We start from the raw sequence: 25,457 nt of genomic DNA on the forward strand, positions 1-25,457 counted from the left end.
CTTCTCCATTCAAACCGTGTCACATTGGACGACGTGATAACGAAGTTCGACGCTCTCAGTGGCGATTTTCGTTGTTGGCTCGCGTGTCCTTCTGATCGGCCGACCCGGAGTCTGCGGTCGTGTGGGCACGCGGTTTTGCGCGCTTCGTATTGTCTGTGTTGCTGTTGTTGTCGACTGCCTGTTTCTTTTTTTCTTGACCCATATTGCTCTGATTGCGGTCATTCAAGCGTTCATGCTGCTGATTGTGATTCATTGGTAGTTCTCCACTGCACCGACAAAACAAGTGTCGGGCAGGATCAGTGTGGTCCGCATAACCTTACAGGGAAGTGAGTTTTTCCTTAGCACGTGTGCGGAATGTTCACGTTTTCAAGCCTATATTGATATTCGACCCATTCATGCAGGCAAATTCGTCGATCGTGAAAACACTGACCCGCCGGTTCTTTGATCGCATGCCGCACATCGTTGCGCCCGAGTTGCTCGGGAAATGTTTGGTCGCGCACGACGGCCGCATGGTACGGATTGTAGAAACCGAAGCCTATGCACAAGACGATCCTGCCGCGCACACGTTTCGCGGTGAGACCGCGCGGAATCGTTCCATGTTCGGACCGCCCGGTCACATGTATGTTTATTTCAGTTACGGCGTGCATTGGTGCGCCAATGTGGTCTGCGGTCCGAAGGGTTTTGGTGCAGGCGTTCTGTTGCGCGCGGCGCAACCCATGGCGGGCATCGACCTGATGGAAGCAGCACGGGGAAATGTTGCGTTCAAACAGTTGTGCAACGGGCCAGGCAAGCTGGCACAAGCCATGGGTATTGATCGACACGCAGATGGGACGGACGTTGTAGGCGGCGGGCCTTTTACGGTGATCGACGACGCACATGCACCGGTGACCGTTATCGCCTGTCCGCGAATCGGCATCAGCAAGGCGGTTGAGGCGCCTCTGCGATTTGTGATTGCCGACAATCCTTTTGTTTCGAAGCGGCCGATGGCGCGCTGAGTACAGGCAAAGGGCGCAACTGACATTGCGCGTCGCAAACTGTGAGATAGGGGCGCCGCAGTATCGGCTGACCTACTCTCGGGGCACAGCCATGAATGAACACAGCCATATCTCGGTCATTCTCGACCGCACCGGATCGATGGAATGCATACGCGCCGATGTCATCGGCGGCTTCAATGCCTTTCTCGCGCAACAACAGGCGGCGCCGCATCCGGCCAGTTTCACGCTGGTGCAGTTCGATTCCCAAGACCCGTTCGAGGTGCTCCGTGCTTTCGAACCCATCGCCGCGGTGCAGCCCCTGACGCTGGAGCAGTATGTGCCTCGCGCCTCCACGCCGCTGTACGATGCGATGGGTCGCGGCATTCTCGATCTGGAAGCCAAGCTCGCGGCAATTCCGGAATCCGAACGCCCCGGTAAGGTGATTTTCGTGGTGGTTACCGACGGTCAGGAAAACGCCAGTCGCGAATTCAATCGGGCGCGTGTCAGTGCACTGATTGAAGCGAAGAAAGCCTTGGGTTGGGATTTTGTTTTCTTGAGTGCGGATGAAACCGCCTTCCAGGATGCGCGTGGCATGGGGGTATCCGCCCATGCCGCACTCAAATTCCACAAATCCAAGCGTGGCAACGATGCGGCGTGGTCGGCTGTTTCAGAGAAAATCAGCATGCGTCGTTCCGGTCGGGCCGAACGGGTTGTCTTCGACGATGCGGACCGCAGCGCCAGCGAATAGCGGCCTCTTAGAGTGCGTTTGAATCGACGCGGACCTGAGCGCGATCGCGCGTGGCGTTCCGCAAGGCGACCTTGATGCGATCAACCTCCGATAGCGGAAGACGCACGTTGACGGTGCTGCCCGCGGCATCAAAATGCTCGGAGGTTTTTTCTGCGGCGAATTGCATGAGGGTGCTGTGCACTGCGCCGGTGTCTTCAAAGCCAAACAAAATTTCAAGGTCCGACATGGCGATGAGTGGTTGGCGTGGCGCCGTGCGCAAGCATTCCGCAGCGGTGCCGCCATAGGCGCGAACCAAGCCGCCCGCGCCGAGTTTGATGCCGCCGTACCATCGTGTCACCACGACGGCGATCCGATCGAGGCCTTGGCCGTCGATGGCAGACAAAATGGGGCGACCTGCTGTGCCGGCGGGCTCGCCATCATCGTTGAAGCGATATTCGCCGTCCAAACGCCAAGCCCAGCAGTTGTGCGTGGCATCGGCGTCGCTGACTTCCTTGAAAAATGCCAACGCTTGTTCTGGCGATGTCACGGGCATGGCCTGTGCGATGAAGCGACTGTGTTTGATCTCGACTTCGTGTCTGACTTTCGACGCGAGCGTGTCCATGCGTTCGACCTGCAATATCTCCGTCAATTTTATCGCGCCGGAACATACGCAGACGTCTTGGGAATTTCGGTTATTGTTCGCGCGGGGAAATGAACTTCGACGGCAAGTTGCGGTCTGTCGATAAACACATACGGGAGGAACTACATGCGTTTGCTTTATTGCGCGGCGGCGTTGGTCGCTGCGGCACCTTTTGCCCATACATTTGCGCATGCGCAAAGTGTCACCGCGGGACAGGCGGCGACTCAAATCATGCCGGCAACATCGCCCACCTATACACAACTTGATTCCGTGAATGTCGAGGGTGCCCAGCCGGGTCCGGGTCTTTGGCAGGTCAGCAAGGGCGGCCACACGGTGTGGATTCTCGGGACGGTTTCACCGCTCCCCAGCGGCATGCAATGGCAGTCCGCGACGGTGAAGGAAGTGATTGCCCAATCGCAGGAAATCATTTATCCGCCGAGCATCGACATCAATGCCAATATCGGTTTCTTCAAGGGGCTGTTTCTATACAACAGTTTGCGCAAGATGGACCGCAATCCGGACGGCAAACAATTGAAAGATGTCTTGTCCGCGCCCGCGTACGCGCGTTGGCAGAAACTGAAAGCGCGATACATGCCCAATGACAAAGATGTCGACAAAAAACGCCCGATGTTCGCGGGTGGCGAATTGCTGAGGGCGGCTTATGCAAAGAGCGGCTTGAGCGAAAAATCCTTGATTTGGCCGCCGATTCGGGATGCGGCCAAGGCAGCCAAGTTGAAGGTGACCAGCACGTCGATCAAGTTGACGATTGACGATCCTTCCAAGGCCTTGAAGGAATTCAAGGACGAGTCCATGAATGATGAATCCTGCTTGTCGAGTTCGATGGCCTTGCTCGAAAACAACATTCCGGCGGTGAAAGCACGTGCCAATGCCTGGGCGCGCGGTGACGTCGCGCGCATTCGACAACTCCCGATCAGCGATCTCGGCAGCAATTGCGTGCAAGCCTTGATGGAAGCGAAAGTCGCCGCGAAACGCGGACTGCACGATGCGCCAAGCAAAATGAAAGCGAATTGGTTGTCGGCCGTCGACAAGGCATTGGTGAATAACGAAAGGTCATTTGCCGTGCTTTCCGTAGACATGCTGCTTGGCCGGGACGGCTACCTCGCCGCGCTGCGCAGCAAGGGCTACGAGATCGTCGAGCCCTAAAGAAAAGGCGGCCGCAAGGCCGCCTTTTCTTTTATCCCTGCGCGGATCGTGCAGGCGTCTGTGCCAGATCCGGCCAGCGCTTGATGATGGCATCACGGATGCCGTCGGCATCAAGACCGGCTTCAGCCAGCAAATCCTCGCGGCTGGCGTGGTGTTGGAACGCATCCGGCAAGCCCAAATGCAACACGGGCAGAACGATGTTCTCGGCGGACAACAGTTCCGAGACGCCGGACCCGGCGCCGCCCGCAACCACGTTGTCTTCCACAGTGACAAAGCCATCGTGATTGCGTGCCAGTTCTAGAATCAGCGCACGATCAAGCGGCTTCACGAAACGCATGTCGACAACGGTGAGCCCCAAGGCCTCTGCGGCAGTGAGTGCCGCCGGAAGCGGCGCACCGAACGCAAGCACCGCGATTCGGGAGCCTTGACGACGAACCACGGCCTTGCCGATGACAACACCGTCCAGTGAATCGCCCGCGGCGACACCCGTGCCGCTGCCACGCGGATAGCGCACGGCGGCGGGTCCCTTGTATGCATAAGCGGTATTCAACAGCAGCCGCGCTTCGTGTTCGTCCGACGGCGCCATAACGACCATGTTCGGAACGCAGCGCAGGAAACTCAGATCCAAGTTGCCCGCATGCGTGGCGCCGTCCGGTCCGACCACGCCGCCGCGATCGATGGCAAACATCACGTCGAGCTTTTGAATGGCAACGTCATGCACCAACTGGTCGTAGGCGCGTTGCAAGAAGGTGGAATAAATGGCGACGACCGGCTTCGCCCCTTCACAGGCCATGCCGGCTGCTAGGGTCACGGCGTGTTGCTCGGCGATCGCCGTATCGAAATACCGCTCCGGAAACTGTTTGGAGAATTCGACAAGGCCGGAGCCTTCGCGCATTGCCGGGGTGATGCCTAGCAGCGCCGGGTCGGCAGCGGCCATGTCGCACAGCCATTCACCGAAGACATCGGTGTAGGTCGGTTTCTTGACCGCGCCGGGTTTGGCCACCACACCGAGATCGGGATTGAACGGCGACACCGCGTGGTAACCGATTTGGTCACCTTCCGCGCGCTCATAGCCTTTGCCCTTGGTGGTGATCACGTGCAAGAGCTGCGGACCCTTCAAACCTTGCAAAGTCTTCAGGGTGGCCACGAGGGATTCCATATCGTGACCGTCGATGGGACCGGTGTAATGGAAGCCCATCTCTTCAAACAAAGTGGAAGGCACGAACATGCCTTTCCAATGCTCTTCCCAGCGTCGAACGAATCGCGCGGGCGCCTTGTCTTTGTCGCCCAGCAGTTTCTTGCCGCCTTCGCGCAATGCGTTCAAGGTACGGCTGCCGGTCATGCGGCCCAACATCTTGGTGAGTCCGCCGACGGCTTCGGAGATCGACATCCGGTTGTCGTTGAGGATCACCAGCAGGTTGGGTTCTTCCTCCATGCCGCCGGCGTGATTCAAAGCTTCATAGGCCATGCCGGCCGTCATCGCGCCATCGCCGATGATGGCCACCACGCGACGATCATTGCCGGCGAGTTTGTTGGCCACCGCCATGCCGAGTGCGGCAGAGATAGACGTGGACGAGTGACCGACGCCGAACGTATCGAATTCGCTCTCTTCCCGTTTGGGGAAAGGTGCGACACCGTCTTTTTGTTTGACGGTGTGGATGTTGTCGCCGCGACCGGTCAGAATCTTGTGCGGATAGGCTTGGTGGCCAACGTCCCAGACGATGCGATCTTCGGGCGTGTTGAACAAATAGTGCAAGGCGGTCGTGAGTTCGACCACGCCCAAATTCGCACCGAAATGTCCGCCGGACTTGCCAACGGATTCAATGAGGTAGGCACGCAGCTCGTCCGCAATCGCCCGGAGTTCGGAAGGCTCGAATGTGCGCAGGTCTTGTGGCGTTTTTATGCGCGAAAGACGGGGATATCGTGATGCGTCAATCATCCCCGTATTGTAAACGCGCGCGTGACAAGGCGGCGCACACAGGCCGCCTTGACCGAATGGAAATCAGCGCGGACGCAACTTTGCCAACGGCCCGCTCAACTCAAGCGGCGCACCGTTGAGGCTCGCCGATGCGAATCCGGTCGCCACATTGGCGTTGATGAAATCCGCCACGTCTTCCACCGGCACGCCAGCGGCATCGGCGATTTCCATGATGTGCGAGGGACCTTTCATCATCGCCGTGGCAATGCGGAAATGCTTGGGGTATTCGCGTTCGGTTTGCGGCCACTTGGTCAGAACGTAATCCGCGCGTTCACCGACGCCGGTTTCGAGCTTCCCTTTTCCAGCAGTCAGGCCGGCGAGCCACACCAGACGTTGCAGCGGCTGTGCGCTGCCTGCGGTACGCAAAAGATCGGCGTCGGTCGCCGGCTTGAGGTCATCTTGGGTGACCTCGCCGTCAAAGTAACCTGCCAGCGATTTCAAGGTCGCAGGACCGCGATATTCGCGCTTACCCGGATCAATGATGAGTTCCGGCAGGCCGTCTCGTGTCAGCAGCACGGGCGTGTTCAATTGACCGGGTTCAAGCCAATCCACCAAGTTGCGCGTGCGCGGCGGCTCCGGAACGGGTTCCGGTTCCGGCTCCGGTTCTGGCGCCGCAGCGACCGGGGCGCTCACCGGTTCCGGGGAAACATTGGCGGCGGCGGCAACCGGCGCTGCGGGTTGCGCGGGGGCAGGTGCCTGGGTCGGTGCGACCGTTTCTTCCGGCAATACGTCAGCCGGTGCAGGCGCCGGGGTCGCACCCGACGTGCCGGCAATCGGCGCAGCCGCTGCGGGGGTTTCGCTGGCAGCGCCGCCGGATACTGCCGTCAGAACGGCCTTGAATTGCGCCAAGTCCAGCGGGCGTGCCAAACGCGAGTCGGCTTTGGTCGTTGCGGCCTGCGTCAATCCGATGACGTGTTTACCGGCATTGTGCAGCTGCATGAAACTCATCGGGCCGTACAAGCTATCCATGTCGACGATGACGAAATCAGCGTCGTTGCCTTGGGTGAGTTCGAACGGTTTGCCGATGGCGGCGTTCACTTCATTGAATGCCGTGGTCAACGCAGCCTGCGTTTGACCGTCCATGCCTGTCATACCCAATTTCAACGCCATTTCCGCTTCCCTGTTCCTTAGACCTGCAAGTGTACCGCGCAGGCGGCCACCGGCAACTACGGACCTATAGGATGCGTGACGGCCGTTTCGGCATTTGTGCCTTGAGGAAGGACATCTGGTCGGCCAGGATGTGCCGGTTCGACAAAATCAGATGCTCGACCCAACTGGGTCGGTAAGGAATCGCGAGGAGGGGCATCGATGCTTGTTGTGGCGTGCGGTTGCCTTTGCGGGAGTTGCAGCCGACGCAGGCCGCTACGACGTTCTCCCAAATATCCAAGCCGCCCTTGGACACCGGTTGCACGTGATCACGCGTGAGATGGCTGCGCGGGAAGCTGCCACCGCAATACATGCACAGTTGTTGGTCACGCGCGAACAATGCGATGTTGGTCAGGGACGGTGTCGGACAGGCATGGCGACCGCGGGCGTGGCTGCGGGCAGCGATGATCGGGTGGACGTCCAACGCGCTGCGCTTGCCGGTGAGGCGCGACACACCACCATGGAGTCGAATGCATGGGTCACCGAGCGTCCAGGCCACCGCATCGCGCGCGTACAGACAGGCGGCATCTTGCCAGCTGATCCAGTCCAGCGCCTGCCCGTGCGCATCGAGCGCAAGCAGACGCACGCTGGGTCTTAGGGTATGAATGCGTGTTTCTTCCGGGGAATAGCTGTCAATCGCCGGGCCCGTTTGGGCTCCGGCCAGTCTCACACGATCGGGTGTGTGTGCTGGCTCCATACGGGAATCCAGCATATACCTGATTTGTGACGATTTGTGAACAGTGATGCGATCAATCGAACAGGTCGGCGTCCAATCGCATCAGGTTGTCCGCGCCGCTCTGCAGGGCAGCCAAGTGCATTCGCGTGCGAGGTAGGATCCGGTCGTAGTAGAAGCGGGCGGTTTCCAATTTGGCCGTGGCCCTTTTCGATGCCGCGTCTGTGGCATGCGCGGCCTTCACCGACCGGGCCCAGAAGTAGGCGAGACAGATATAGCCGGAATAGAACAGGTAGTCGTAAGCGCTCGCACCGACCTCATCAGGATTCTGCGCTGCTTTGCCGGCAATACTTTGGCTCGTCGCCACCCATTCCTGCAGGAGAGAGGACAGCTCCGAGACAAACGGCGCCAACAACGGGTCGTTGGCATTCGCTTGGCAAAACTCGCCGACCATTTGTGCGAACGGCTTGAAACCCGCACCTTGGAGCTGAAGCAATTTGCGGCCGACCAAATCGAGCGCTTGGATACCGGTGGTGCCTTCGTATAGCGTGGTGATGCGCACATCGCGCGCGATCTGTTCCATGCCGTGTTCGGCGATGTAGCCGTGACCGCCGAAGCACTGTTGAGCGTGATAGGCACATTCGACGCCCCACTCGGTCAGACAAGCTTTGACGATGGGAGTCAGGAATCCGGCCATCGCGTCTGCATCGCTGCGTTCGGCTTCGCCGGGAGCGGCATGGGACAAATCCACTTGGGTGTTCGCGAACAATGCCAGCACACGACCGCCTTCAATCAGGGCTTTCTGCGTCAGCAGCATGCGGCGGACATCCGGATGGACGATGATCGGATCCGCCGGTTTGTCCGGAAATTTCGGCCCGGTCAGGGCGCGCATTTGCAGACGTTCACGTGCATAGTTCAATGCGTTTTGATAGGCACGTTCGGATTGGCTGAGACCTTGAATGCCGACGCCGAGGCGTGCCGAATTCATCATGGTAAACATCGCCATGAGCCCTTTGTTAGCCTGGCCGACCAAATAACCCTTCGACCCGTCGAAATTCATTACACAGGTGGAAGAGCCGTGAATGCCCATCTTGTGTTCCAACGCACCGCAACGGGCGTGGTTCGGCGTTGCTGTCGTCTTGCCCGCGTCGTCGAGCAGATACTTCGGCACGATGAACAAGGAAATGCCGCGGCTGCCTTCCGGGGCATCCGGCAGCTTTGCCAAGACCAAATGAATGATGTTTTCAGTCAGGTCATGTTCGCCGGCGGTGATAAAGATTTTCGTGCCGGTGATGGTGTAAGTCCCGTCTTCGTTGGGAACTGCACGGGTTTTCAACAGACCAAGGTCGGTACCCGCGTGCGGTTCGGTCAAGCACATGGTTCCGGTCCAGAGTCCGCTCACCAGTGGCTTCAAGAAGGTTTCCTTCATCCAATCGTTGCCGTGGAACTGAAGGGCGTCCATCGCACCGTGCGAGAGCAGGGGGAAGTTGCTCCAGGCAAGGTTCGACGCATCAATCATTTCTTTCACTGCCGCGCCGACCACATGCGGCATGCCTTGTCCGCCGAATTCCTCGGGTGCGCTGAGACCGGCCCAACCGTTTTCCACATAGGCCTCGTAGGCCGCTTTGAACCCTTCCGGCGTTTTCACCGCGCCCGTGGCGGTATCCAGAGTGCAGCCTTGTTCGTCGCCGACGGAATTCAGCGGTGCCAGCACGTTCTCGGTGAAACGCGCGGCTTCGTCGAGAATAGCGTCAACCAATTCGCGGCCGACTTCAGGTTTGCCGACGGCCTCGAAAGTTTTGTCGGTGTTCAACACATCGAACAAAGCAAAACGCAGGTCGTCAACAGGGGCGCGATAACGATTGCTCATGGGTTCTCCGAATTAGCGCAACGTGCCCGGCAGGCCGGGTACAGGGCTCAGTTGATTGTGTTTGGAATCGAGGATGTAGTCGCGCGCGCCGCCGGTGCCGGGCGCGGCACTGACTTTGCCGCCCAAGGTGTAGGGCAGGCTGCGACCGCTGGCCAACGCATCGGCGATGAACAATTTCGCTTGTGCATCGGGCGTGATCTGCAAGTTGAAGACATCGGCGCTCTCGGCCGGTACGGTCATTGCCGGCGCAGCGTTCAGCGGCACGACAGTGCTGTCGTCGAATCGGGCCATTAACGCGATACGGTCGAATCGCATCTCAATGCTGCTGTAATTCTGCAAGCGCACGGTGACGTTCCAGCGCCCGTTCGCGTCCACTTGGATTTGTTGGATGCGCGCATCCGGTTCGGAGATGCGTGCGCCGCCGGTGGAAGCGCAAGCGCCGACCAAAGCCGAAAGCAAAATGATGAGCAGGGTACGTACCAAGGTCATGGGAATTGTTCCTTGAAGCTAATGAAAGGATACCGTTACGAATGGTGAAGTTGGAAGCTTGCTTCGGCTTCGAGCAAACCCCATCTTTGAGGCGATGACCTATGACTTGCAAGACATCCTGTTGTTTGACAACAGCTTTCCGAGGAAGTTGCCGAAAGATCCGGTGACCGGTCCCGGCGTACGTCAGGTGCTGGCCGCTTGGTCGGCAGTGGCGCCCGAACCTGTGTCGGCGCCACGCGTGATCGCGGTGTCGGATGACATGTTATCGGTGCTCGGGTTGCCGACAGTGATCGCGCAATCACAGCGTTTTGCTGATGTGTTCTCCGGCAATGCATTGCTCCCCAGAATGCAGCCGCATGCGACCAACTATGGCGGGCATCAATTCGGGCATTGGGCGGGTCAACTGGGCGACGGACGTGCAATCACTTTGGGCGAGGTCGTCGCAGCGGACGGCGCGCATTGGGAGTTGCAACTGAAAGGGGCAGGACGCACGCCGTATTCGCGCCATGCTGACGGGCGCGCCGTATTGCGATCGTCGGTTCGTGAGTTCCTCTGTAGCGAAGCGATGTACCACCTCGGTGTCCCGACCACACGCGCCCTGTCCTTGATGTCGACCGGTGATCCGGTCTTGCGCGATATGTTTTACGACGGTCGCCCGCGGGAAGAGCCCGGCGCAATCGTCTGTCGTGTCTCGCCATCGTTCCTGCGCTTCGGACATTTTCAATTGCCGGCATCACGCGGCGACCAAGCATTGCTGCAATCCCTGGTCGACTTTTGCATCACCCGCGATTTTCCGCAGCTGGGGCAGCCGGATCCTGATGCTTATGCGGAATGGTTCAAGGCGGTATGTGTTCGCACCGCTACGATGATTGCCGAGTGGATGCGCGTCGGCTTCGTCCACGGCGTCATGAACACCGACAACATGAGTGTGCTCGGTCTCACCATCGACTACGGTCCTTATGGGTTCCTGGACGCATTCGATCCTGATTTCACCCCTAATACCACTGACGCGCAGGGGCGCCGCTACCGATACGGCTGGCAGCCGCGCATCGCTTATTGGAACTTGCAGCAATTGGCTTCGGCCATCGCACCGTTGTTTGACGACGTAGCGCCATTGCAGGCGGGACTTGAGGCTTACGCGGCGGAATTCGATGCTCGCACACGCGAGAACACCGCACGCAAACTCGGGTTGTCGGGCTGCACGGAAGAAGACTTGCGCTTGATGGCCGATTTGCAGGTCTGGATGCATGTGGCCGAAGTCGACATGACGCTCTTCTTTAACGCACTCGGATCCGCGGACGCAGGGGCGTTGAACACGGCGCATTTTGACGAGGCGCACTACGACTTGTCCAAGCGTGCCGCCCACATGGGTGATTTTGAGAACTGGCTGTCGCGATACAAAGCACGTGTTCAAGCCGATGGCTGGGATCCCGAGCAGCGAATGGCCGTAATGCGCCAAGCCAACCCGGCGTTCATCCTGCGCAATTGGATGACGCAACGTGCCATCGAGCGCGCGGAAGCGGGCGACGAGCAAGTTATTTTGGATTTGCTTGAGGTCATTCGACGCCCTTACGAGCCGCACGCAGGATTTACCGGAGTCGCCGGAAAGCGCCCGGATTGGGCGCGCAATGCCCCCGGTTGTTCGATGCTGTCCTGCTCATCTTGAAAAGCTTTGCGCGTCGGGCTTGCCGCGACTCGGAGGTCTGGCTATACTTGGCGGCTCGCGAAAGCGACGGCTAGGTAGCTCAGTTGGTAGAGCAGGGGATTGAAAATCCCCGTGTCGGGGGTTCGATTCCCTCCCTGGCCACCATTTTTCAAGGGTCTGCAGAAATGCAGACCCTTTTTCAAAGGTGGAATGAAATTGGAAGCGCTTCTCGTCTCCACGGGCGTCGTCGCCCTCGCCGAAATCGGCGACAAGACCCAACTGCTCGCCTTCCTTCTCGCCGCGCGTTTCAAAAAACCGGTGCCCATCATTCTCGGCATCCTGGCCGCCACCGTCGTCAATCACGGCTTGGCCGGCGCACTCGGCGCTTGGATCACCGCATCGGTCAGCCCGGAAATCCTTCGCTGGGTGCTGGGCCTGTCCTTCATCGGGATGGCCATTTGGACCCTGATCCCGGACAAGATCGAAGAAGAGGAAACCCGAATCGGCAAACGCTTCGGCGTTTTCGGCGCCACCCTGGTGACCTTCTTCCTGGCTGAGATGGGCGACAAGACCCAAATCGCAACCATCGCCATGGCAGCCCATTATTCGACACCGGTCATGGTGGTGATCGGTACGACCCTCGGCATGCTGATCGCAGACGTACCCGCGGTCTTTGTCGGCGACAAGCTTGCCGCAAAAATTCCGATGAGGCTGGTGCATTCCATTGCCGCGGCGATTTTTGCGCTTTTGGGTCTGGCCACACTGTTTGGGGCCGGTGCAAAGCTCGGTTTCTGACGACGCATAAAAAACGCCCGGCGATGCATGCCGGGCGTTTTGTCTTTCACCGATCGGTCGGAACGATCAGGCGCCGTTGTTGACCGGAATCAGGCGGATTTCGACGCGACGGTTCTTGGCGCGGCCCGCATCGGTGGTGTTGTCGGCCACCGGGTATTGGTAGTTGTAGCCGTGCATTTCCATACGCACCGACTGCACACCTTGACCGGCCAGATAGTTACCGACCGCTTGTGCGCGACCTTCCGACACCTTCTGGTTGGCTGCAAGCGAACCGACGTTGTCGGTGTGTCCATTGATCTCAACGATCGTTTGGTTGTATTCCTTGATCGTGCTGGCAATGTTGTTCAGTGCCGGATAGAACTGCGGTTTCACTTCGGTCTTGTTGAAGTCGAAGGTCACGCCGTCCGGCAAGTTGAGCTTGATGACATCGCCATCGCGCTGCACGTCAACGCCGGTGCCGGCGGTCTGACGACGCAGCTCGGCTTCCTGACGATCTTGGTACGCACCGATACCCGCACCGGCGAGGCCACCGATACCGGCACCGACCATTGCGCGTTGGCGGCGCTCGGTCGCGTCTTTACCGGACAGGAGACCGGCGACTGCGCCGATGCTCGCGCCGATCAAGGCGCCGTTGCGGGTGCGGTTCGGATCATTCGGATCATTGGTCTGGCCGGTGTAGGTGGCACAGCCGGCAAGCATGGTGGCCGCAACTGCGGCGGCGATGGCGCTCTTGGTCAATACGTTCATGGGGTCCTTCCTCCTGAAAAATCGGGAACGTGCGGGAAAACTGGAGACTAGAGCCCGTTGCTTTGCCTGAACGTGAATGGTCGGCATTGGTTCAGGCAGCGGCGGCAATCGTCACGGACGCGTGAAGGACGTTTCAATACACTTGAGGACACACTTTTTGGAGTTGTCGGTGATGAACATCAAACAGCTGATGCCCATCTCGTTCGCCGCCATCGCGCTGTCATTGGGCGCTTGTGCCACCACGGGCGGTGGAAGCGATGCCAGCCACTTGGCGGCGTATACCCCTTACTTGCAGCCTGCGGTGAAGTCGATTCGCTACACCCAAGCGCGCAACTGGGAAAAAATCACCGATCAACATGTGTTGTTGGAAACGCGCCCGAATGAGCAATATCTTTTGAAGCTCGATGGTCCCTGTCTTCAATTTTCGAATGGCTCACCCAGCTTGATTGTGGATGCGCATATGACGGGCATGCTGTCTGCAGGCACTGACCGTATCGGCACGATGGATTCGCGCATTACCTGCTTGATTCGTGAGATCCGACCCCTCGATTACGCCGCGATGCAGGCCGGCAAAGGAAGCTGATCAAGCTTCCGGGGTAAAGCCTTGGGGTTTTTCCGCGCCGCCGCCAAACAGGAACTTCGTCATCTCGGCTTCGAGAAATGCGCGATGTTTCGGATCCATGGGCGACAACCGGTTTTCGTTGATCAGCATGGTTTGATGGGTCAACCACGCGGCCCACGCGGCTTTTCCGATATGGGCGAACACGCGTTTGCCCATGTCGCCCGGCCAAGGAACGAAATCCAATCCTTCGGTTTCGGTCTTCGAATATTCGCAATAGACAGTCCGGCTCATCGATCAGTCTCCAACAATTTTCTGATAGGTGCGGGCATGCCCAATGTCGAAAGTGTATCGGCATCTGCCCATGTTGACGGCAGATCTTCACGCACACGCTGGGGTTTTCGCGTCACCACGGCATGCACCGGCGTGATCTCGAGTTTGAAATGCGTGAACACGTGGCGGAAAGCGGGCAGCTCGCGTGCTTCTTGAATCCCTTGTTCGGCAAGCCATGCGTTTGCGTCGGCCACATCATCGAACTGCGGCAAGCTCCAAAGCGAACCCCAAATCCCCGTTTCAGGGCGTTTTTTCAGGAAATGTGCGCCGTCAGAATCTTGCAACCAAACCACTGCACACCGACGTTCGGGCACCGGCTTCTTAGGTTTTCTCGCGGGGATGTTTCCGGTGTTTCCGGTTTCATGCGCAACGCACAATTCATTGAGCGGGCAGGCCACACAGCGGGGTTTGCTGCGTGTGCAAAGCGTCGCGCCCAAATCCATAATCGCTTGTGTGTAATCAGCGACATCCGACGCAGGCATCAATGTCTCCGCCAACGACCATAGTCTTTTTTCCACTGCCGGCTTTCCCGGCCAATCGCGTTCGCCGATCACACGCGTAAGCACGCGCTTGACGTTGCCATCCAGGATAGGGAACGGCTGGTTGAATGCTTGCGACAAAATGGCACCGGCCGTACTGCGTCCGATGCCAGGCAAGGCGATCAACGCGGCAAAATTGTCCGGAATGGCGCCTCCGTGAATTTCCACGCAACGCTTGGCGGCCTTGTGCAAATTCCGGGCCCGGCTGTAATAACCGAGACCAGTCCACAATCCGAGGACTTGATCCTCCGGCGCATCGGCCAACGCTTGCACCGTGGGAAGCGCCGAAATAAAGCGCGAAAAATAGCCCAATACAGTGGAAACCTGGGTTTGCTGCAACATGATTTCCGACAGCCAAACATGATACGGACTGCGCGAACGCGTCCACGGCAGATCATGGCGACCGTGTTTCGCGTACCAGTCCAACAGCGCCGGCGCGAAGCGCTCGCCGATGTCGTCAGTCTTGCTCAATGTTGATCTCGACGCCTTCCAGCCGGATATCGCCGATGTCCAAACGTTTTGCCTTCAGCCGTCCTTGCAGCGGTGGAATAGGCGTACCGCGATCGGAGACATGGGTCCAAGCCACCACGTCTTGTGCACGGAAACGACCGTCGAATTGCGCGTCCGGCCGGTCCAACGTCAGAGCGAGCGGTTCGGTCAGGCGCGTGTCGCCCTCATACGCCAGCGTGAATGCCATCGGACCTGTATAGCGATTCAAAGGCGACGGCAGTGCGGGCCACGCCGAGGGCCATTGTGCGATTTGTCCGGACAGTGCCAGGTCCATCTCACTCCCGACATGCACTTTGCCGTTGGCATCGAGCTGTGGCACGCGCCCGTTGACGCGCAAAGCGACTTGCGCAGGTGAAAGTTGCAAGCCTTCGCTGTTCAACAACCAATCGCCATGAAGTCCGAGTGACATCGGTAGAACGTCGGTGCCCGTTCGATATTCGACGAAGGCGCCGAGGGTGCCGTTGCGCATGCGGACGTCACCTTTTTCGAGCGACAAGATTCCCTTCAAACGCGGGCGCGTCGCCAGCGCCCAACCGCTGGTAAGCAACGAAGCACTGCCGTTAATGCCGACGCCGGCGCCACTTGCAGGCCGTGACAGTGCAGCGCCCAAATCAAAGCGCATGCGCAAAGCATCATTGGTAAACAAACCCGCCAACGTGCCTTGTACAGGGGCTTGCATGGAAAATGCCGGCACTTGAATATCGAGGGACTCGACCCGCCAGCCGCGACCGATGACCGTTCCCCGCGTGACGGAGACGCCGCGCTTGAAATCCGGGATCTCGGATTTGGTCTTCGGGCGCGTGTCTTGCCAAGCACGAAACGCCTGCAAATCTAGTACAGGCGCATCCAATTCAACCCGATCCAACACGAGAACCTGCCCGCGCGATCGCAAGGTCACCCATGGCAAGGCGATCTTGATTCTGTCTGCGGTCAGGACCGCGGTCTTTTGCCCCGGGCTACGCGCCGAGACCTCCCGCAAAACGATATAAGGCGTTCCACGCCAGTTGATCTCGGTCTGACCTTTCGCTTGGATATCCAATCCGGTGGCTTGGCCGATCCGTTCCAGCAACAGCGGCGTGAAATTTTCCGGCTTAAGCGCCAGATAGCTGACGAACAGAACTGCGGCAATCAGGACGATGAAAACGAGTGCAAACCACTTGAGCTTGCCGAGCTTGCGTCGTTCGGCTTGCGCGGGGGCATTCACTCGCTGATCGATTCCGGCAACAGCGCATCCACAAACGCGGCAGCGTCGAACACGCGTAAATCTTCTGGTCGTTCACCGATACCGGCATACCGGATCGGGATGCCGAACTCGCGTGCCAACGCGAAGACCACGCCGCCTTTTGCGGTGCCGTCGAGTTTGGTCACCACCAAACCTGTGATCGGCACTTTCGCACTGAACGCACGGACTTGCGAAATTGCGTTCTGCCCTGTGGTGCCGTCAATCACCATCAAGGTTTCGTGCGGCACATTCGGATCTTGTTTGCCCAACACGCGAACGATCTTGGACAGTTCGTCCATCAATCCGGCTTGGGTATGCAAGCGACCGGCGGTATCGGCAATCAGGATTTGTGTGCCGCGTGACTTCGCTGCCTGATATGCGTCGAATGCCACGGCCGCGGCATCGGCATTTTGCCCTTGCGCAATCACTTGCACATTGTTGCGATCACCCCAGGCTTGCAATTGCGCCACAGCGGCGGCGCGAAATGTATCGCCCGCGGCCAACATCAGGCTACGTTGTTCATCGCGGAATTTGCGTGCCAATTTGCCGATCGTCGTGGTCTTGCCGACGCCGTTCACGCCCACCGTGACAATCACGAAAGGCTTTGCGGTGCCGTCGATCAACAAGGGCTGGGCCACCGGTGCGAGCATCTCGATCAGGGATTGTCGAAGCGCCCGGAACAGACCCGATGCGTCGGCAAATTCGCGCTTGTTCATTCGGCGGCGCAGATCTTCGACCAAAGCGGTGGTCGCCGTCACGCCCACATCCGCGGTGATCAAAGCGGTTTCGATCTCATCGAGGAGTTCTTCATCCAGGGCCGGATTGCGTTTGAACAATCCGCCCAAGCTGCGAGCGATCGCACTGCCACCCAGCCGTTCACGCCAGCCGACTTTGCCGGCCGTGGCGGCGGGCGCGGCGTTGGCGTAGTCATCGACGACGGTTTGTTCGATCATCCCCGTCGCATCGGTCGGTGCGGAAGATGCGGGAATTTCAGCAGAGGCCTGCGCTTCGATCGGCGCGGTAGTTTGGGCGATATCGGCCGTTTCAGGCTTTTTGCGGCGGAACCAACTGACCATGGGTACGCGAATGCGGGACAATGGTCTGCATGGTAACACTGGACACTGAATCGACCCCATGAAAACGAGGCAGCTCGCGCCGTCCGGACAAGTGCGGATCATCGGCGGGAAATGGCGCAACACGCGCCTGTCGGTGCCATCCGTCGACGGCTTGCGTCCGAGTTCGGACCGGATGCGGGAAACGCTCTTCAATTGGCTGCAGCCGGTCTTGCCGGGCGCCGTAGTGGTGGATGCGTTTGCGGGCACCGGCGCGCTGGGTCTGGAGGCTCTGTCACGCGGTGCCGCGTCGGTGGTCATGATCGAGCGCGATAGCGGCTTGCATGCCAATTTGAAAGCTGTGCTCGGCAAGCTCCAAGGCGGTGAGGCCGCGAAGTTGCTTTTGGGTGATGCCCTGCAGTGTCTGACCCGACAAAGTCCGGCCGCGTTTGACCTGGCTTTCATCGATCCGCCATTTGCGGCGGGCTTGTGGTCACAGCTTTGGCCGTTGCTGGACGTTTGCCTGAAACCCGACGCGTGGCTCTATGTGGAGTCGCCGCCGGATGCGGCGGATGCCGTTCCGCCTTCCCATTGGCAGCTGCATCGGGAAATGTCCACCAAGGACGCCTGCGGTCGCCTTTACCGGCGAACGGGCGCGAGTTGATACACTTGGCGCTCCATTGAAACCGGCCTTTTCACCGGTGCCAGCATGTCCATGTCGGTGACACCAAACCCGCGCGTTGCAATCTACCCGGGCACTTTCGACCCGATCACGAATGGTCATGCCGACTTGGTGCAGCGTGCCGCACCGTTGTTCGAGACCTTGATCATCGCGGTGGCCGAAAGCCCGAACAAAGGGCCGGGATTGTCATTGGCACGTCGGGTCGCGCTCGCGCAGGAATCCCTGAGCCATATTCCGAATGTTGAAGTTCGCGGCTTCGACAGCCTGCTCGCACATTTCGTTCAATCGATCGGCGCAGGTGTGCTGATTCGCGGGCTCCGCGCGGTCTCGGATTTCGAGTACGAATTCCAGTTGGCCAGCATGAATCGCCATTTGATTCCCGGTGTTGAAACCTTGTTCCTGACGCCGGCGGAAAAGTACGGCTTCATCTCGTCGTCGCTGGTGCGGGAGATTTCCCGGCTTGGTGGCGATGTCAGCAAGTTCGTCCCGCCGTGTGTGGGGCGCGCATTGGATGAGCTGCACGGTCAACAGATTGCCGAATCGCGGGCATCTTCACGGGCGAGTTGAACTGCCGTGTCCTTGAAGATCCTGGAAACCTGCATCAACTGTGATGTGTGCGAACCCGCCTGCCCGAACAAGGCAATCACCCAGGGTGAAGAGATCTACATCATTCATCCTGATCTCTGCACCGAATGTGTGGGCCACTTCGATGAGCCGCAATGCGTGGTGGTGTGCCCCGTTGAATGCATCGAACCCGATCCAAACCACGTTGAAAGCGAGTCCATGCTCTTGGCAAAGCTCGCCATGATCCAGGAGAAGTGACAGTGTTGAAACACGCTCGACGCATTTTCAGTGCCGTGCTTTTGTGTGCGCTCTACACGCCGGTGTTTGCGGCGTCCGCACCTTCAAAGAAGCCGCCGATGGTCAAGCCGCAAGGCACCGTCATCGCCTCCGCGCATGCCTTGGCGACCGACGCGGGATTCGAAGTGATTGCCAAAGGTGGCAATGCGTTCGACGCCGCCGTGGCAGTGTCCGCGGCGCTCTCAGTTGTCGAGCCGGTCAGCTCGGGACTCGGCGGGGGTGGTTTCTTTCTTTTGCACGACGCAAAGACCGGCAAAGACTATTTCATTGATGCGCGCGAAACCTCACCGGCATCCGCTACGCCGGAGAAATTTTTGGATGCAAAGGGCAACCTGGACACCGGCAAATCGCAAGACGGCCCTTGGTCGGCAGGTATTCCGGGTTTGCCCGCCGCATTGGTGTATGTGTCGCAGAAATACGGCCGGCTGCCGCTGAAAACGAGCTTGGCACCAGCCATTCGTTTGGCGCGCAACGGCTTTCCCATGTATGCCCGTTTGGCCAATGCCTTGCAGGAACGACGCGATGTGATCGGCCGGTTTCCGGGATCTCGCGCTATTTTCATGCCGGGTGGCAAATCGCTCACAACCGGCGACCTGCTGATTCAAACCGATCTCGCCGATACGCTGCAATTGATCGCTGACAAAGGATTCGACGGCTTTTACAAAGGTCGCGTTGCTCGCCAAATCCTTGATGCGGTGAAGCAAGAGGGCGGGCATTGGACAGCAGAGGAATTGTCGTCCTATCGGGTCAAAGAACGCGAGCCGATTCGTTTTAATTACCGCGGTTGGCAATTGGTGACGGCACCGCCGCCGTCATCGGGTGGCATTGCACTGGCGGAAATTCTGCAGTTGCTCGAACCATGGGATATCAAGGCAATGTCTGCGGCGAAGCGGACCCACTTGGTTGTCGAATCGATGCGTCGTGCTTATCACGATCGCACCTTCTACTTGGGTGACCCTGATTTCGTTCAAGTGCCGCAGAAGACTTTGTTGAGCCCCGATTATGCGGACGGCCTTCGCACCACGATTAATCCGTCGAAGGCGACTCCGAGCTTGTTGTTCCCCAACGAACCCACGCCGTTCGAACACGAGGAAACCACGCATTTCTCGATCATTGATGCGCAAGGCAATAAAGTCGGCGTCACGCAAACGGTCAACTTGGAGTTCGGCTCGGGATTCATTCCGCCGGGCACCGGCGTGTTGTTGAACGATGAAATGGACGACTTCGCGCTGAAAGCCGGTACGCCGAACGCGTTCGGTGTGATCGGTTATGCCGCCAATGCGCCGAAACCCGGCAAGCGCATGTTGAGCTCGATGTCTCCGACATTCATGTCCAGGCCCGGTCAGGAAGTTGTGATTGGAACGCCAGGCGGCAGCCGCATCATCACCATGGTCTTGCTCGGCATTTTGGGCTATGACGCCGGTCTGACACCCCAGCAAGTGGCTGCATTGCCGCGCTACCACCACCAATGGCTGCCCGACGAAATTTCAATTGAAAAGAATGCGTTGGATGCCGAAACCATCAAAGCCTTGGAAGCGATGGGTCACGTGGTCAAACCGCGGTCTTCGACGTGGGGCAACATGCAAACGGTGGATTGGAATACGCGCACGGGCGAAGTGCGCGGCGGTACCGATCCGCGCAATCCGGTCGGTAAAACCGCGGTGCATGGCGCATCATCACCTTGACCCGCTTTTACAACGCTGCGCGTAAACTCCAAGCATGAAACTTTGGTCGATTCTGGGTAATTCGCAACGGCTCGATGGCGGCGCGATGTTCGGCAATGCGCCGCGCGCGATGTGGCAGTCGTGGTCCGAACCCGATAGGGAAAATCGCATCGACTTGGCTTGCCGCGCCTTGCTTGCATCTCCCTTGAACGGCAAGACGGTGTTGTTTGAAACCGGTATCGGTGCGTTTTTCGAACCCAAGCTGCGTGAGCGCTATGGCGTTCAAGAATCCGATCACGTGTTGTTGGATTCGTTGGCCAAGGCGGGGTTCTCGCACGAAGACATTGACGTCGTGGTCATTTCACATTTGCACTTTGATCATGCCGGCGGCTTGCTGAAAGCTTGGTCTGAGTGCGGGGCGGCCGAGCTCTTGTTTCCAAATGCCACCTTTGTGATCGGCAAGCAGGCATGGGAACGCGCGCTTCATCCGCATCCGCGTGATCGTGCGAGTTTCATTCCCGAGCTGCAACCGCTGCTGGAAGCCAGCGGCCGTTTGCAGCTGGTGGAGGGCGATCACTGCGAAGCCTTGGGCGAATCTGTTCGCTTCCATTACAGCGACGGGCATACACCGGGACTCATGCTGGCGGAAATCGTCGGCGCCGAAGCCTCGGATGGCAGCCGTCATGGCGGTTTGGTGTTCTGTGCGGATTTGATTCCCGGTCGTCCCTGGGTGCATGTGCCGATCACCATGGGCTATGACCGCAATGCGGAGCTGCTGATTGACGAGAAACGCGCGTTTCTTGAAGACAAGCTCGCCCGAAACGTGCATTTGTTTTTCACCCATGATCCCGGCTGCGCGTTGGCGCAGGTGCAAAAGAATGACAAGGGCAAGTTCGGAACGACACACGAAGTCGCCGAATTGCACGCACGCGCACTGCAATAAAAAAAGCGCCGCTTTCGCGGCGTTTTCTTTTGGTATCAATCAAGCCGCTTTTTCGACGGCGTCCCGCGGGCCTTCGGTCAATGCTTTCTTGATCATCGCGATGACGAGATCGAGCTCGTCGGATTGCGTGTCGAATCGCGGGGTGAAGCGCAAGGAATTCACGCCGCCATGGATCACGCCGATACCACGTTCACGCATCCACTCTTCGGTGGAGCCGACGCCATAGCCTTTGAAGCCCTCGGCCAGCTCGCAAGAGAACAACAAACCGGTGCCTTGAACCTTGGTGACCAATCCGCCGGTTTCGTCTTTCAGTGCATTCAATTTCGCAATGGCTTCAAGGCCACGTTCGCGAATGTTGACGCGCAATTCCGGCGTGAGCAGGCCGAGCACGGTGCAGGCGACGTCGAGCGCACGCGGGTTCGCCGTCATCGTGTTGCCGTACAAGCCGCGTTTGTAGGCGTCGCAGGCACGTGCGTTGGCGGCCAGCACCGACAGCGGATATTGGCCGGCATTCAGCGCCTTTGAATAGGTTTCCATATCCGGCGGGTTGATGCCTTCCATGCCGGGATAGTCGACAAAAGACAAATAACCCGTGGCACGGATGCCGGCTTGGATCGAGTCGATCAACAGCAGGCTGCCGTGTGTTTCGGTCAGTTCACGTGCGGCATCGTAGAAAGCACGCGGCACCGAACGGCCCGGGTCGCCTTCACCCATCACGGGTTCAAGGAACATGGCCTCGATGAACCAGCCGTTGGCGTCGGCATCGGCAAATGCCTTTTTCAGGGCATCGATATCGTAGGGCTCGATGACGATGACACTTTTTTCGCCACGATAGCTGGCCAGGAATTGGGTGTAGTTCTTGCGGCTGGAATCCGAATACAGTGCCGGCTTGTCGGTACGTCCGTGGAAGCTGCCTTTGACCACGACGCGGTGAATCGCCTTGCCGGCGTGCCTGGCGCCCGGGTCGGTCATTTCTTTGGCGTGGGCGTCGACGATACGCGCCGCCAACGAGACCGATTCGGAACCGGAGTTCAAACACATGAATTGGCTGTAAGGGCAGCCATCAGCACGGGTTTGGCCGATTTCTTGACGCATGGCTTGGACAAAACGCATCTGCGACACGCTCGGCGTCATGATGTTGGCCATCGCCTGCGGACGTGTCATCGCTTCAATCACGGCTTTGGGCGCATGACCGAAACCGAGCATGCCGTAGCCGCCGGAATCGTGCAGCACGGCACCTTTCAGGGTGACGATCCACGGGCCACGGGCGACCAACGCCACATACGGATTGACGTTGTCCATGGAATAGAAGTTGAGGAAGCCGTTTTGCACCGCTTCGATCTGCGCTTGCTCGTCCATGTCGATGAGCTGGGGAAAATCGCGCTGGATTTGCTCAAAAGCCGGGACCGCGGCTTCAACGGCTTCAACCAGCTCCGGATGGCGGGCAGCGAAATCGAGGAGGGTGGCGTCGTCCAGGCCGGTGGTGCGTTGTTTTCCGGCCGCGCGCAGCGGCTTCAGGGTATCGAGCAAATTCATGAGACATCTCCAATTCGGCGCCGGAAAAAAGAAAATCGCGCGGCTGGGCGCGCGGTCCGGTGCAGGTGTTCATTGAGTTTAGCAAACGCCCCATGCGCCGATAACCCCCTGCGAAGGCTAGAATATCGAGCCGAGACGATCGTGGTTTCCGTTGAAAAAGTCCGATTTCCACTTTGATTTGCCGCCCGAACTGATTGCCCAAGCGCCCCTACCGGAGCGTACGGCGAGCAGGCTGCTGTGGGTGCCGCCGGTGGGCGCAGACTTCGAAGATCGCCGGTTTGCCGAACTGGAAGCCTTGCTCGCGCCTGGCGATCTGTTGGTCTTCAACGACACACGGGTGATACCCGCCCGCGTGTTCGGCAGCAAGGAAACCGGCGGCCGCGTCGAAATCATGATCGAGCGCTTGTTGCCGGCGAATGAAGCGCGCGCCCAGATCGGTGCAAGCAAATCCCCCAAGCCCGGCAGCACCATTCAATTGGATGCCGGCGGCAGCGCCGAAGTGCTCAGTCGTGACGAGGGCTTCTATCACCTGCGATTCGACGTGCCGGGAGCCTTGGAGTCGTGGCTGCAGCATTCGGGAAAGTTGCCGTTGCCGCCTTACATCACGCGCGAGGCCGATTCCGCCGACGCGCTTCGCTATCAGACGGTTTTCGCGAAAACACCGGGCGCCGTTGCGGCCCCGACTGCCGGCCTGCATTTCGATGACGCGTTGTTGGATCGCCTTCGTGCAAAAGGCGTGCAAACCGATTACGTCACCTTGCATGTGGGGGCGGGCACATTCATGCCCATGCGCGTGGAGAACGTCCAAGACCACACCATGCATCGTGAATGGTTGAACGTGGGTGCCGAACTGGTACAGCGCATTCGCCGTACGCGTGAGGCCGGCGGGCGCGTCATCGCCGTCGGCACCACCGTCGTGCGTGCGCTTGAAAGTGCGATGCGCGACGGTGAGTTGCAACCTTTCGCAGGCGAAACCCAGATTTTCATTTTCCCCGGTTATCGCATTCGTAGCGTGGATGCGTTGATCACCAATTTCCATCTGCCGGAAAGCACGTTGCTGATGCTGGTCTCCGCGTTTGCCGGCCGTGATCGCATTCTTGAAGCGTATGCGCATGCGGTGGCGCAGCGCTATCGCTTCTTCAGTTATGGCGACGCCATGATGCTTTGGCCGCAAAGTGACGCCGCTGAGGATGACGCATGAGCCGCATGACATTCGAGCGCATCACCACGGATGGCGCGGCGCGTCGGGGGAGGATCGCTTTTCCACGCGGCACCATTGAAACGCCGGCGTTCATGCCGGTCGGCACCTATGGGTCGGTCAAAGGCATTTTGCCTTCGGAGGTTGAAAACCTCGGCGCGGAAATCATTCTCGGTAATACGTTCCACTTGTACTTGCGACCGGGTTTGCAAGTCATTCGTGAGCACGGCGGCTTGCATGGGTTCGCCAAGTGGTCGAAACCAATCCTGACAGACTCCGGCGGTTTCCAAGTGTTCTCGCTGGCGCACCGGCGCAAGATCACTGAGGAGGGCGTGACCTTCGCCGCGCCGACCGACGGTAGCAAGGTGTTTCTGAGCCCTGAAGTCAGTATGGACATCCAACGCACTCTAGATTCCGACATCGTCATGATCTTTGACGAATGCACGCCGTACCCGGCGACGCACGAGGTCGCGCGCAGCTCCATGGAACTCAGCTTGCGCTGGGCGGAGCGCTCCAAGCGCGCGCACGAGGGCAACGATGCCGCGCTGTTCGGCATCGTGCAGGGGAGTGTGTACGACGATTTGCGGACCCGCTCTGCAGAAGGCCTGAAACAAATCGGCTTCGATGGCTATGCGGTGGGCGGACTGGCCGTTGGCGAGCCGGAAGAAGAGCGCAATGCGACCTTGGATTTCATCTGTCCGCAGTTGCCCGAAGACCGGCCGCGCTATCTGATGGGCGTTGGACGACCCGAGGACCTGGTCGAAGCCGTCGCGCGCGGTGTCGACATGTTCGACTGTGTGATGCCGACCCGCAACGCGCGCAATGGCCATTTCTTCACGGATTCCGGCGTGGTCCGGATTCGCAATGCACAGTACGAAAATGACCTGCGCCCGATCGAGGAAGGCTGTGATTGTCACGCCTGTGCGAACGGGTTCACCCGTTCCTATTTGCGACATTTGGACCGCTGCAATGAAATGCTGGGGCCGATGCTCGGCACCATGCACAACCTCCGCCACTACCAGCGTTTGATGGCGGGGATGCGCGGCGCGATCGAGACCGGCCGGTTTTTGGACTTCCGTGCCGATTTTTACGCCAAGAGGGGCTTGAATCCGCCTCCGCTTGGCCGCATGGCATAATCGCCTGTTGATTTTTTGAGGATGTACCTGATGAATCCGTTGGATTTCTTGATTTCGCCCGCCTACGCCCAAGCTGCCGCCGGCGGCGCCCAAGGCAGCAGCATGAGCATGTTGTTCATGATGCCGATCTTCGTGTTGCTGATGTACTTCATGGTCATCCGCCCGCAAATGAAGCGAGCCAAAGAACACCGCGCCTTGTTGGAAAAGTTGTCGAAAGGGGATGAAATCCTCACCAGCGGTGGTTTGGCCGGCACCGTCACCCAAATCGATGAAAACTTCATCTCCATGGAAGTCTCGCCGGGCGTCGTCGTCCGCGTGCAACGCGCCGCGATCAGCAGCGTTCTGCCCAAGGGCAGCCTGAAGAACTAACCTAC

Annotated in this window: 25 protein-coding genes, 1 tRNA gene and 1 pseudogene; 15 read left to right on the forward strand and 12 right to left on the reverse strand. The window is 58.9% G+C overall.

The window, feature by feature from the left end; all coding sequences use genetic code 11:
* Nucleotides 1-416: 416 nt before the first annotated feature.
* Nucleotides 417-995, forward strand: a complete 579-nt coding sequence (locus H8L67_RS03785) for a DNA-3-methyladenine glycosylase (RefSeq protein ID WP_255556028.1) — start codon at nucleotides 417-419, stop codon at nucleotides 993-995.
* Nucleotides 996-1,086: 91 nt separating this feature from the next.
* Nucleotides 1,087-1,722, forward strand: coding sequence for a vWA domain-containing protein (locus tag H8L67_RS03790; protein WP_220380433.1), 636 nt, complete (start codon nucleotides 1,087-1,089; stop codon nucleotides 1,720-1,722).
* Nucleotides 1,723-1,729: 7 nt separating this feature from the next.
* Here H8L67_RS03790 and H8L67_RS03795 read toward each other — a convergent pair whose 3' ends face one another.
* Nucleotides 1,730-2,323 carry an IMPACT family protein gene (locus H8L67_RS03795; RefSeq protein ID WP_220380725.1) on the reverse strand — a complete coding sequence of 198 codons (594 nt, stop codon included), beginning with the start codon at nucleotides 2,321-2,323 and terminating at the stop codon, nucleotides 1,730-1,732.
* Nucleotides 2,324-2,467: 144 nt separating this feature from the next.
* Here H8L67_RS03795 and H8L67_RS03800 point away from each other — a divergent pair, with 144 nt between their 5' ends.
* Complete coding sequence (locus tag H8L67_RS03800; protein WP_220380434.1) at nucleotides 2,468-3,505, forward strand: TraB/GumN family protein; 1,038 nt, start codon at nucleotides 2,468-2,470, stop codon at nucleotides 3,503-3,505.
* A 31-nt stretch (nucleotides 3,506-3,536) separates the two neighbouring features.
* Here H8L67_RS03800 and dxs read toward each other — a convergent pair whose 3' ends face one another.
* The 5 genes and pseudogenes from dxs to H8L67_RS03825 all read right to left on the reverse strand — a co-directional run bounded on the left by dxs (nucleotide 3,537) and on the right by H8L67_RS03825 (nucleotide 9,661).
* Complete coding sequence (gene dxs, locus H8L67_RS03805; protein ID WP_220380435.1) at nucleotides 3,537-5,444, reverse strand: 1-deoxy-D-xylulose-5-phosphate synthase; 1,908 nt, start codon at nucleotides 5,442-5,444, stop codon at nucleotides 3,537-3,539.
* 63 nt (nucleotides 5,445-5,507) lie between these two features.
* Entirely contained in the window at nucleotides 5,508-6,593 is a 1,086-nt protein-coding gene (locus H8L67_RS03810; protein ID WP_220380436.1) for a hypothetical protein, read from the reverse strand.
* A 64-nt stretch (nucleotides 6,594-6,657) separates the two neighbouring features.
* Nucleotides 6,658-7,236: pseudogene (locus tag H8L67_RS03815) on the reverse strand (HNH endonuclease); the annotation flags it as partial.
* A gap of 142 nt (nucleotides 7,237-7,378) precedes the next feature.
* Entirely contained in the window at nucleotides 7,379-9,172 is a 1,794-nt protein-coding gene (locus H8L67_RS03820) for an acyl-CoA dehydrogenase C-terminal domain-containing protein (RefSeq protein ID WP_220380438.1), read from the reverse strand.
* A gap of 12 nt (nucleotides 9,173-9,184) precedes the next feature.
* Nucleotides 9,185-9,661, reverse strand: coding sequence for an LEA/WHy family protein (locus H8L67_RS03825; protein ID WP_220380439.1), 477 nt, complete (start codon nucleotides 9,659-9,661; stop codon nucleotides 9,185-9,187).
* 94 nt (nucleotides 9,662-9,755) lie between these two features.
* Between H8L67_RS03825 and H8L67_RS03830 the strand changes: the two genes are divergently transcribed.
* The 3 genes from H8L67_RS03830 to H8L67_RS03840 all read left to right on the forward strand — a co-directional run bounded on the left by H8L67_RS03830 (nucleotide 9,756) and on the right by H8L67_RS03840 (nucleotide 12,101).
* Complete coding sequence (locus tag H8L67_RS03830; RefSeq protein ID WP_220380440.1) at nucleotides 9,756-11,327, forward strand: protein adenylyltransferase SelO; 1,572 nt, start codon at nucleotides 9,756-9,758, stop codon at nucleotides 11,325-11,327.
* 68 nt (nucleotides 11,328-11,395) lie between these two features.
* Nucleotides 11,396-11,471, forward strand: a tRNA-Phe gene (locus H8L67_RS03835).
* 45 nt (nucleotides 11,472-11,516) lie between these two features.
* Nucleotides 11,517-12,101 (forward strand): TMEM165/GDT1 family protein, encoded by a 585-nt coding sequence (locus tag H8L67_RS03840; RefSeq protein ID WP_220380441.1) that lies wholly within the window; start codon nucleotides 11,517-11,519, stop codon nucleotides 12,099-12,101.
* 66 nt (nucleotides 12,102-12,167) lie between these two features.
* Here H8L67_RS03840 and H8L67_RS03845 read toward each other — a convergent pair whose 3' ends face one another.
* The gene (locus tag H8L67_RS03845; protein ID WP_220380442.1) at nucleotides 12,168-12,848 is read right to left on the reverse strand and encodes a YiaD family glycine zipper/OmpA-like lipoprotein; all 681 of its coding nucleotides are present in this window, start codon (nucleotides 12,846-12,848) and stop codon (nucleotides 12,168-12,170) included.
* Nucleotides 12,849-13,020: 172 nt separating this feature from the next.
* On the opposite strand from H8L67_RS03845, the gene H8L67_RS03850 reads away from it, so the two are divergent.
* On the forward strand, nucleotides 13,021-13,431 hold the full coding sequence (locus H8L67_RS03850; protein ID WP_220380443.1) for a DUF6491 family protein: 411 nt from the start codon (nucleotides 13,021-13,023) through the stop codon (nucleotides 13,429-13,431).
* Here H8L67_RS03850 and H8L67_RS03855 read toward each other — a convergent pair whose 3' ends face one another.
* From H8L67_RS03855 to ftsY, 4 genes are read right to left on the reverse strand one after another with little or no spacing between them, the layout of a single operon-like run.
* Nucleotides 13,432-13,701, reverse strand: coding sequence for an oxidative damage protection protein (locus tag H8L67_RS03855; protein ID WP_220380444.1), 270 nt, complete (start codon nucleotides 13,699-13,701; stop codon nucleotides 13,432-13,434).
* On the reverse strand, nucleotides 13,698-14,750 hold the full coding sequence (gene mutY / locus H8L67_RS03860) for an A/G-specific adenine glycosylase (RefSeq protein ID WP_255556030.1): 1,053 nt from the start codon (nucleotides 14,748-14,750) through the stop codon (nucleotides 13,698-13,700). Before mutY ends, H8L67_RS03855 begins: the two co-directional genes overlap by 4 nt.
* Nucleotides 14,737-15,993 (reverse strand): AsmA family protein, encoded by a 1,257-nt coding sequence (locus H8L67_RS03865; RefSeq protein WP_220380445.1) that lies wholly within the window; start codon nucleotides 15,991-15,993, stop codon nucleotides 14,737-14,739. The genes mutY and H8L67_RS03865 overlap by 14 nt, the downstream gene beginning before the upstream one ends.
* Nucleotides 15,990-17,261 (reverse strand): signal recognition particle-docking protein FtsY, encoded by a 1,272-nt coding sequence (gene ftsY, locus H8L67_RS03870; RefSeq protein WP_255556064.1) that lies wholly within the window; start codon nucleotides 17,259-17,261, stop codon nucleotides 15,990-15,992. Before ftsY ends, H8L67_RS03865 begins: the two co-directional genes overlap by 4 nt.
* On the opposite strand from ftsY, the gene rsmD reads away from it, so the two are divergent.
* Genes rsmD through H8L67_RS03895 form a run of 5 tightly spaced genes read left to right on the forward strand, consistent with a single transcriptional unit; the run spans nucleotide 17,146 to nucleotide 21,213 of the window.
* Complete coding sequence (gene rsmD, locus H8L67_RS03875; protein WP_220380446.1) at nucleotides 17,146-17,727, forward strand: 16S rRNA (guanine(966)-N(2))-methyltransferase RsmD; 582 nt, start codon at nucleotides 17,146-17,148, stop codon at nucleotides 17,725-17,727. The genes ftsY and rsmD overlap by 116 nt on opposite strands.
* Before the next feature lie 51 nt (nucleotides 17,728-17,778).
* Nucleotides 17,779-18,312, forward strand: coding sequence for a pantetheine-phosphate adenylyltransferase (coaD, locus tag H8L67_RS03880; RefSeq protein ID WP_220380727.1), 534 nt, complete (start codon nucleotides 17,779-17,781; stop codon nucleotides 18,310-18,312).
* Between the two features lie 6 nt (nucleotides 18,313-18,318).
* The gene (locus tag H8L67_RS03885) at nucleotides 18,319-18,567 is read left to right on the forward strand and encodes a YfhL family 4Fe-4S dicluster ferredoxin (RefSeq protein ID WP_220380447.1); all 249 of its coding nucleotides are present in this window, start codon (nucleotides 18,319-18,321) and stop codon (nucleotides 18,565-18,567) included.
* A 2-nt stretch (nucleotides 18,568-18,569) separates the two neighbouring features.
* Nucleotides 18,570-20,291 carry a gamma-glutamyltransferase gene (gene ggt / locus H8L67_RS03890; RefSeq protein WP_434063416.1) on the forward strand — a complete coding sequence of 574 codons (1,722 nt, stop codon included), beginning with the start codon at nucleotides 18,570-18,572 and terminating at the stop codon, nucleotides 20,289-20,291.
* A gap of 34 nt (nucleotides 20,292-20,325) precedes the next feature.
* Entirely contained in the window at nucleotides 20,326-21,213 is an 888-nt protein-coding gene (locus tag H8L67_RS03895; RefSeq protein WP_220380448.1) for an MBL fold metallo-hydrolase, read from the forward strand.
* Nucleotides 21,214-21,252: 39 nt separating this feature from the next.
* Here the strand turns inward: H8L67_RS03895 and H8L67_RS03900 are convergent, their stop codons facing one another.
* Nucleotides 21,253-22,749, reverse strand: coding sequence for an aminotransferase class III-fold pyridoxal phosphate-dependent enzyme (locus tag H8L67_RS03900; RefSeq protein ID WP_220380449.1), 1,497 nt, complete (start codon nucleotides 22,747-22,749; stop codon nucleotides 21,253-21,255).
* A 151-nt stretch (nucleotides 22,750-22,900) separates the two neighbouring features.
* On the opposite strand from H8L67_RS03900, the gene queA reads away from it, so the two are divergent.
* From queA to yajC, 3 genes are read left to right on the forward strand one after another with little or no spacing between them, the layout of a single operon-like run.
* Nucleotides 22,901-23,950, forward strand: coding sequence for a tRNA preQ1(34) S-adenosylmethionine ribosyltransferase-isomerase QueA (queA, locus tag H8L67_RS03905; protein WP_220380450.1), 1,050 nt, complete (start codon nucleotides 22,901-22,903; stop codon nucleotides 23,948-23,950).
* On the forward strand, nucleotides 23,947-25,083 hold the full coding sequence (gene tgt / locus H8L67_RS03910; RefSeq protein ID WP_220380451.1) for a tRNA guanosine(34) transglycosylase Tgt: 1,137 nt from the start codon (nucleotides 23,947-23,949) through the stop codon (nucleotides 25,081-25,083). Before queA ends, tgt begins: the two co-directional genes overlap by 4 nt.
* 30 nt (nucleotides 25,084-25,113) lie before the next feature.
* Nucleotides 25,114-25,452, forward strand: coding sequence for a preprotein translocase subunit YajC (gene yajC / locus H8L67_RS03915; RefSeq protein WP_220380452.1), 339 nt, complete (start codon nucleotides 25,114-25,116; stop codon nucleotides 25,450-25,452).
* Nucleotides 25,453-25,457 lie beyond the last annotated feature (5 nt).

Source organism: Lysobacter soyae (assembly GCF_019551435.1).
GTDB classification, from domain to species: domain Bacteria; phylum Pseudomonadota; class Gammaproteobacteria; order Xanthomonadales; family Xanthomonadaceae; genus Solilutibacter; species Solilutibacter soyae.

Excerpts from the sequence above, each read along its gene's own strand:
- H8L67_RS03795 (WP_220380725.1), bottom strand. The coding sequence starts at position 2,323 with ATGGACACGCTCGCGTCGAAAGTCAGACACGAAGTCGAGATCAAACAC.
- H8L67_RS03810 (WP_220380436.1), bottom strand. The coding sequence starts at position 6,593 with ATGGCGTTGAAATTGGGTATGACAGGCATGGACGGTCAAACGCAGGCT.
- H8L67_RS03790 (WP_220380433.1), top strand. The coding sequence starts at position 1,087 with ATGAATGAACACAGCCATATCTCGGTCATTCTCGACCGCACCGGATCG.
- H8L67_RS03830 (WP_220380440.1), top strand. The coding sequence starts at position 9,756 with ATGACCTATGACTTGCAAGACATCCTGTTGTTTGACAACAGCTTTCCG.
- H8L67_RS03825 (WP_220380439.1), bottom strand. The coding sequence starts at position 9,661 with ATGACCTTGGTACGTACCCTGCTCATCATTTTGCTTTCGGCTTTGGTC.
- H8L67_RS03845 (WP_220380442.1), bottom strand. The coding sequence starts at position 12,848 with ATGAACGTATTGACCAAGAGCGCCATCGCCGCCGCAGTTGCGGCCACC.
- tgt (WP_220380451.1), top strand. The coding sequence starts at position 23,947 with ATGAGCCGCATGACATTCGAGCGCATCACCACGGATGGCGCGGCGCGT.
- H8L67_RS03900 (WP_220380449.1), bottom strand. The coding sequence starts at position 22,749 with ATGAATTTGCTCGATACCCTGAAGCCGCTGCGCGCGGCCGGAAAACAA.
- H8L67_RS03850 (WP_220380443.1), top strand. The coding sequence starts at position 13,021 with ATGAACATCAAACAGCTGATGCCCATCTCGTTCGCCGCCATCGCGCTG.
- H8L67_RS03800 (WP_220380434.1), top strand. The coding sequence starts at position 2,468 with ATGCGTTTGCTTTATTGCGCGGCGGCGTTGGTCGCTGCGGCACCTTTT.
- H8L67_RS03855 (WP_220380444.1), bottom strand. The coding sequence starts at position 13,701 with ATGAGCCGGACTGTCTATTGCGAATATTCGAAGACCGAAACCGAAGGA.
- H8L67_RS03840 (WP_220380441.1), top strand. The coding sequence starts at position 11,517 with ATGAAATTGGAAGCGCTTCTCGTCTCCACGGGCGTCGTCGCCCTCGCC.
- H8L67_RS03895 (WP_220380448.1), top strand. The coding sequence starts at position 20,326 with ATGAAACTTTGGTCGATTCTGGGTAATTCGCAACGGCTCGATGGCGGC.
- yajC (WP_220380452.1), top strand. The coding sequence starts at position 25,114 with ATGAATCCGTTGGATTTCTTGATTTCGCCCGCCTACGCCCAAGCTGCC.
- coaD (WP_220380727.1), top strand. The coding sequence starts at position 17,779 with ATGTCGGTGACACCAAACCCGCGCGTTGCAATCTACCCGGGCACTTTC.
- H8L67_RS03820 (WP_220380438.1), bottom strand. The coding sequence starts at position 9,172 with ATGAGCAATCGTTATCGCGCCCCTGTTGACGACCTGCGTTTTGCTTTG.
- rsmD (WP_220380446.1), top strand. The coding sequence starts at position 17,146 with ATGAAAACGAGGCAGCTCGCGCCGTCCGGACAAGTGCGGATCATCGGC.
- dxs (WP_220380435.1), bottom strand. The coding sequence starts at position 5,444 with ATGATTGACGCATCACGATATCCCCGTCTTTCGCGCATAAAAACGCCA.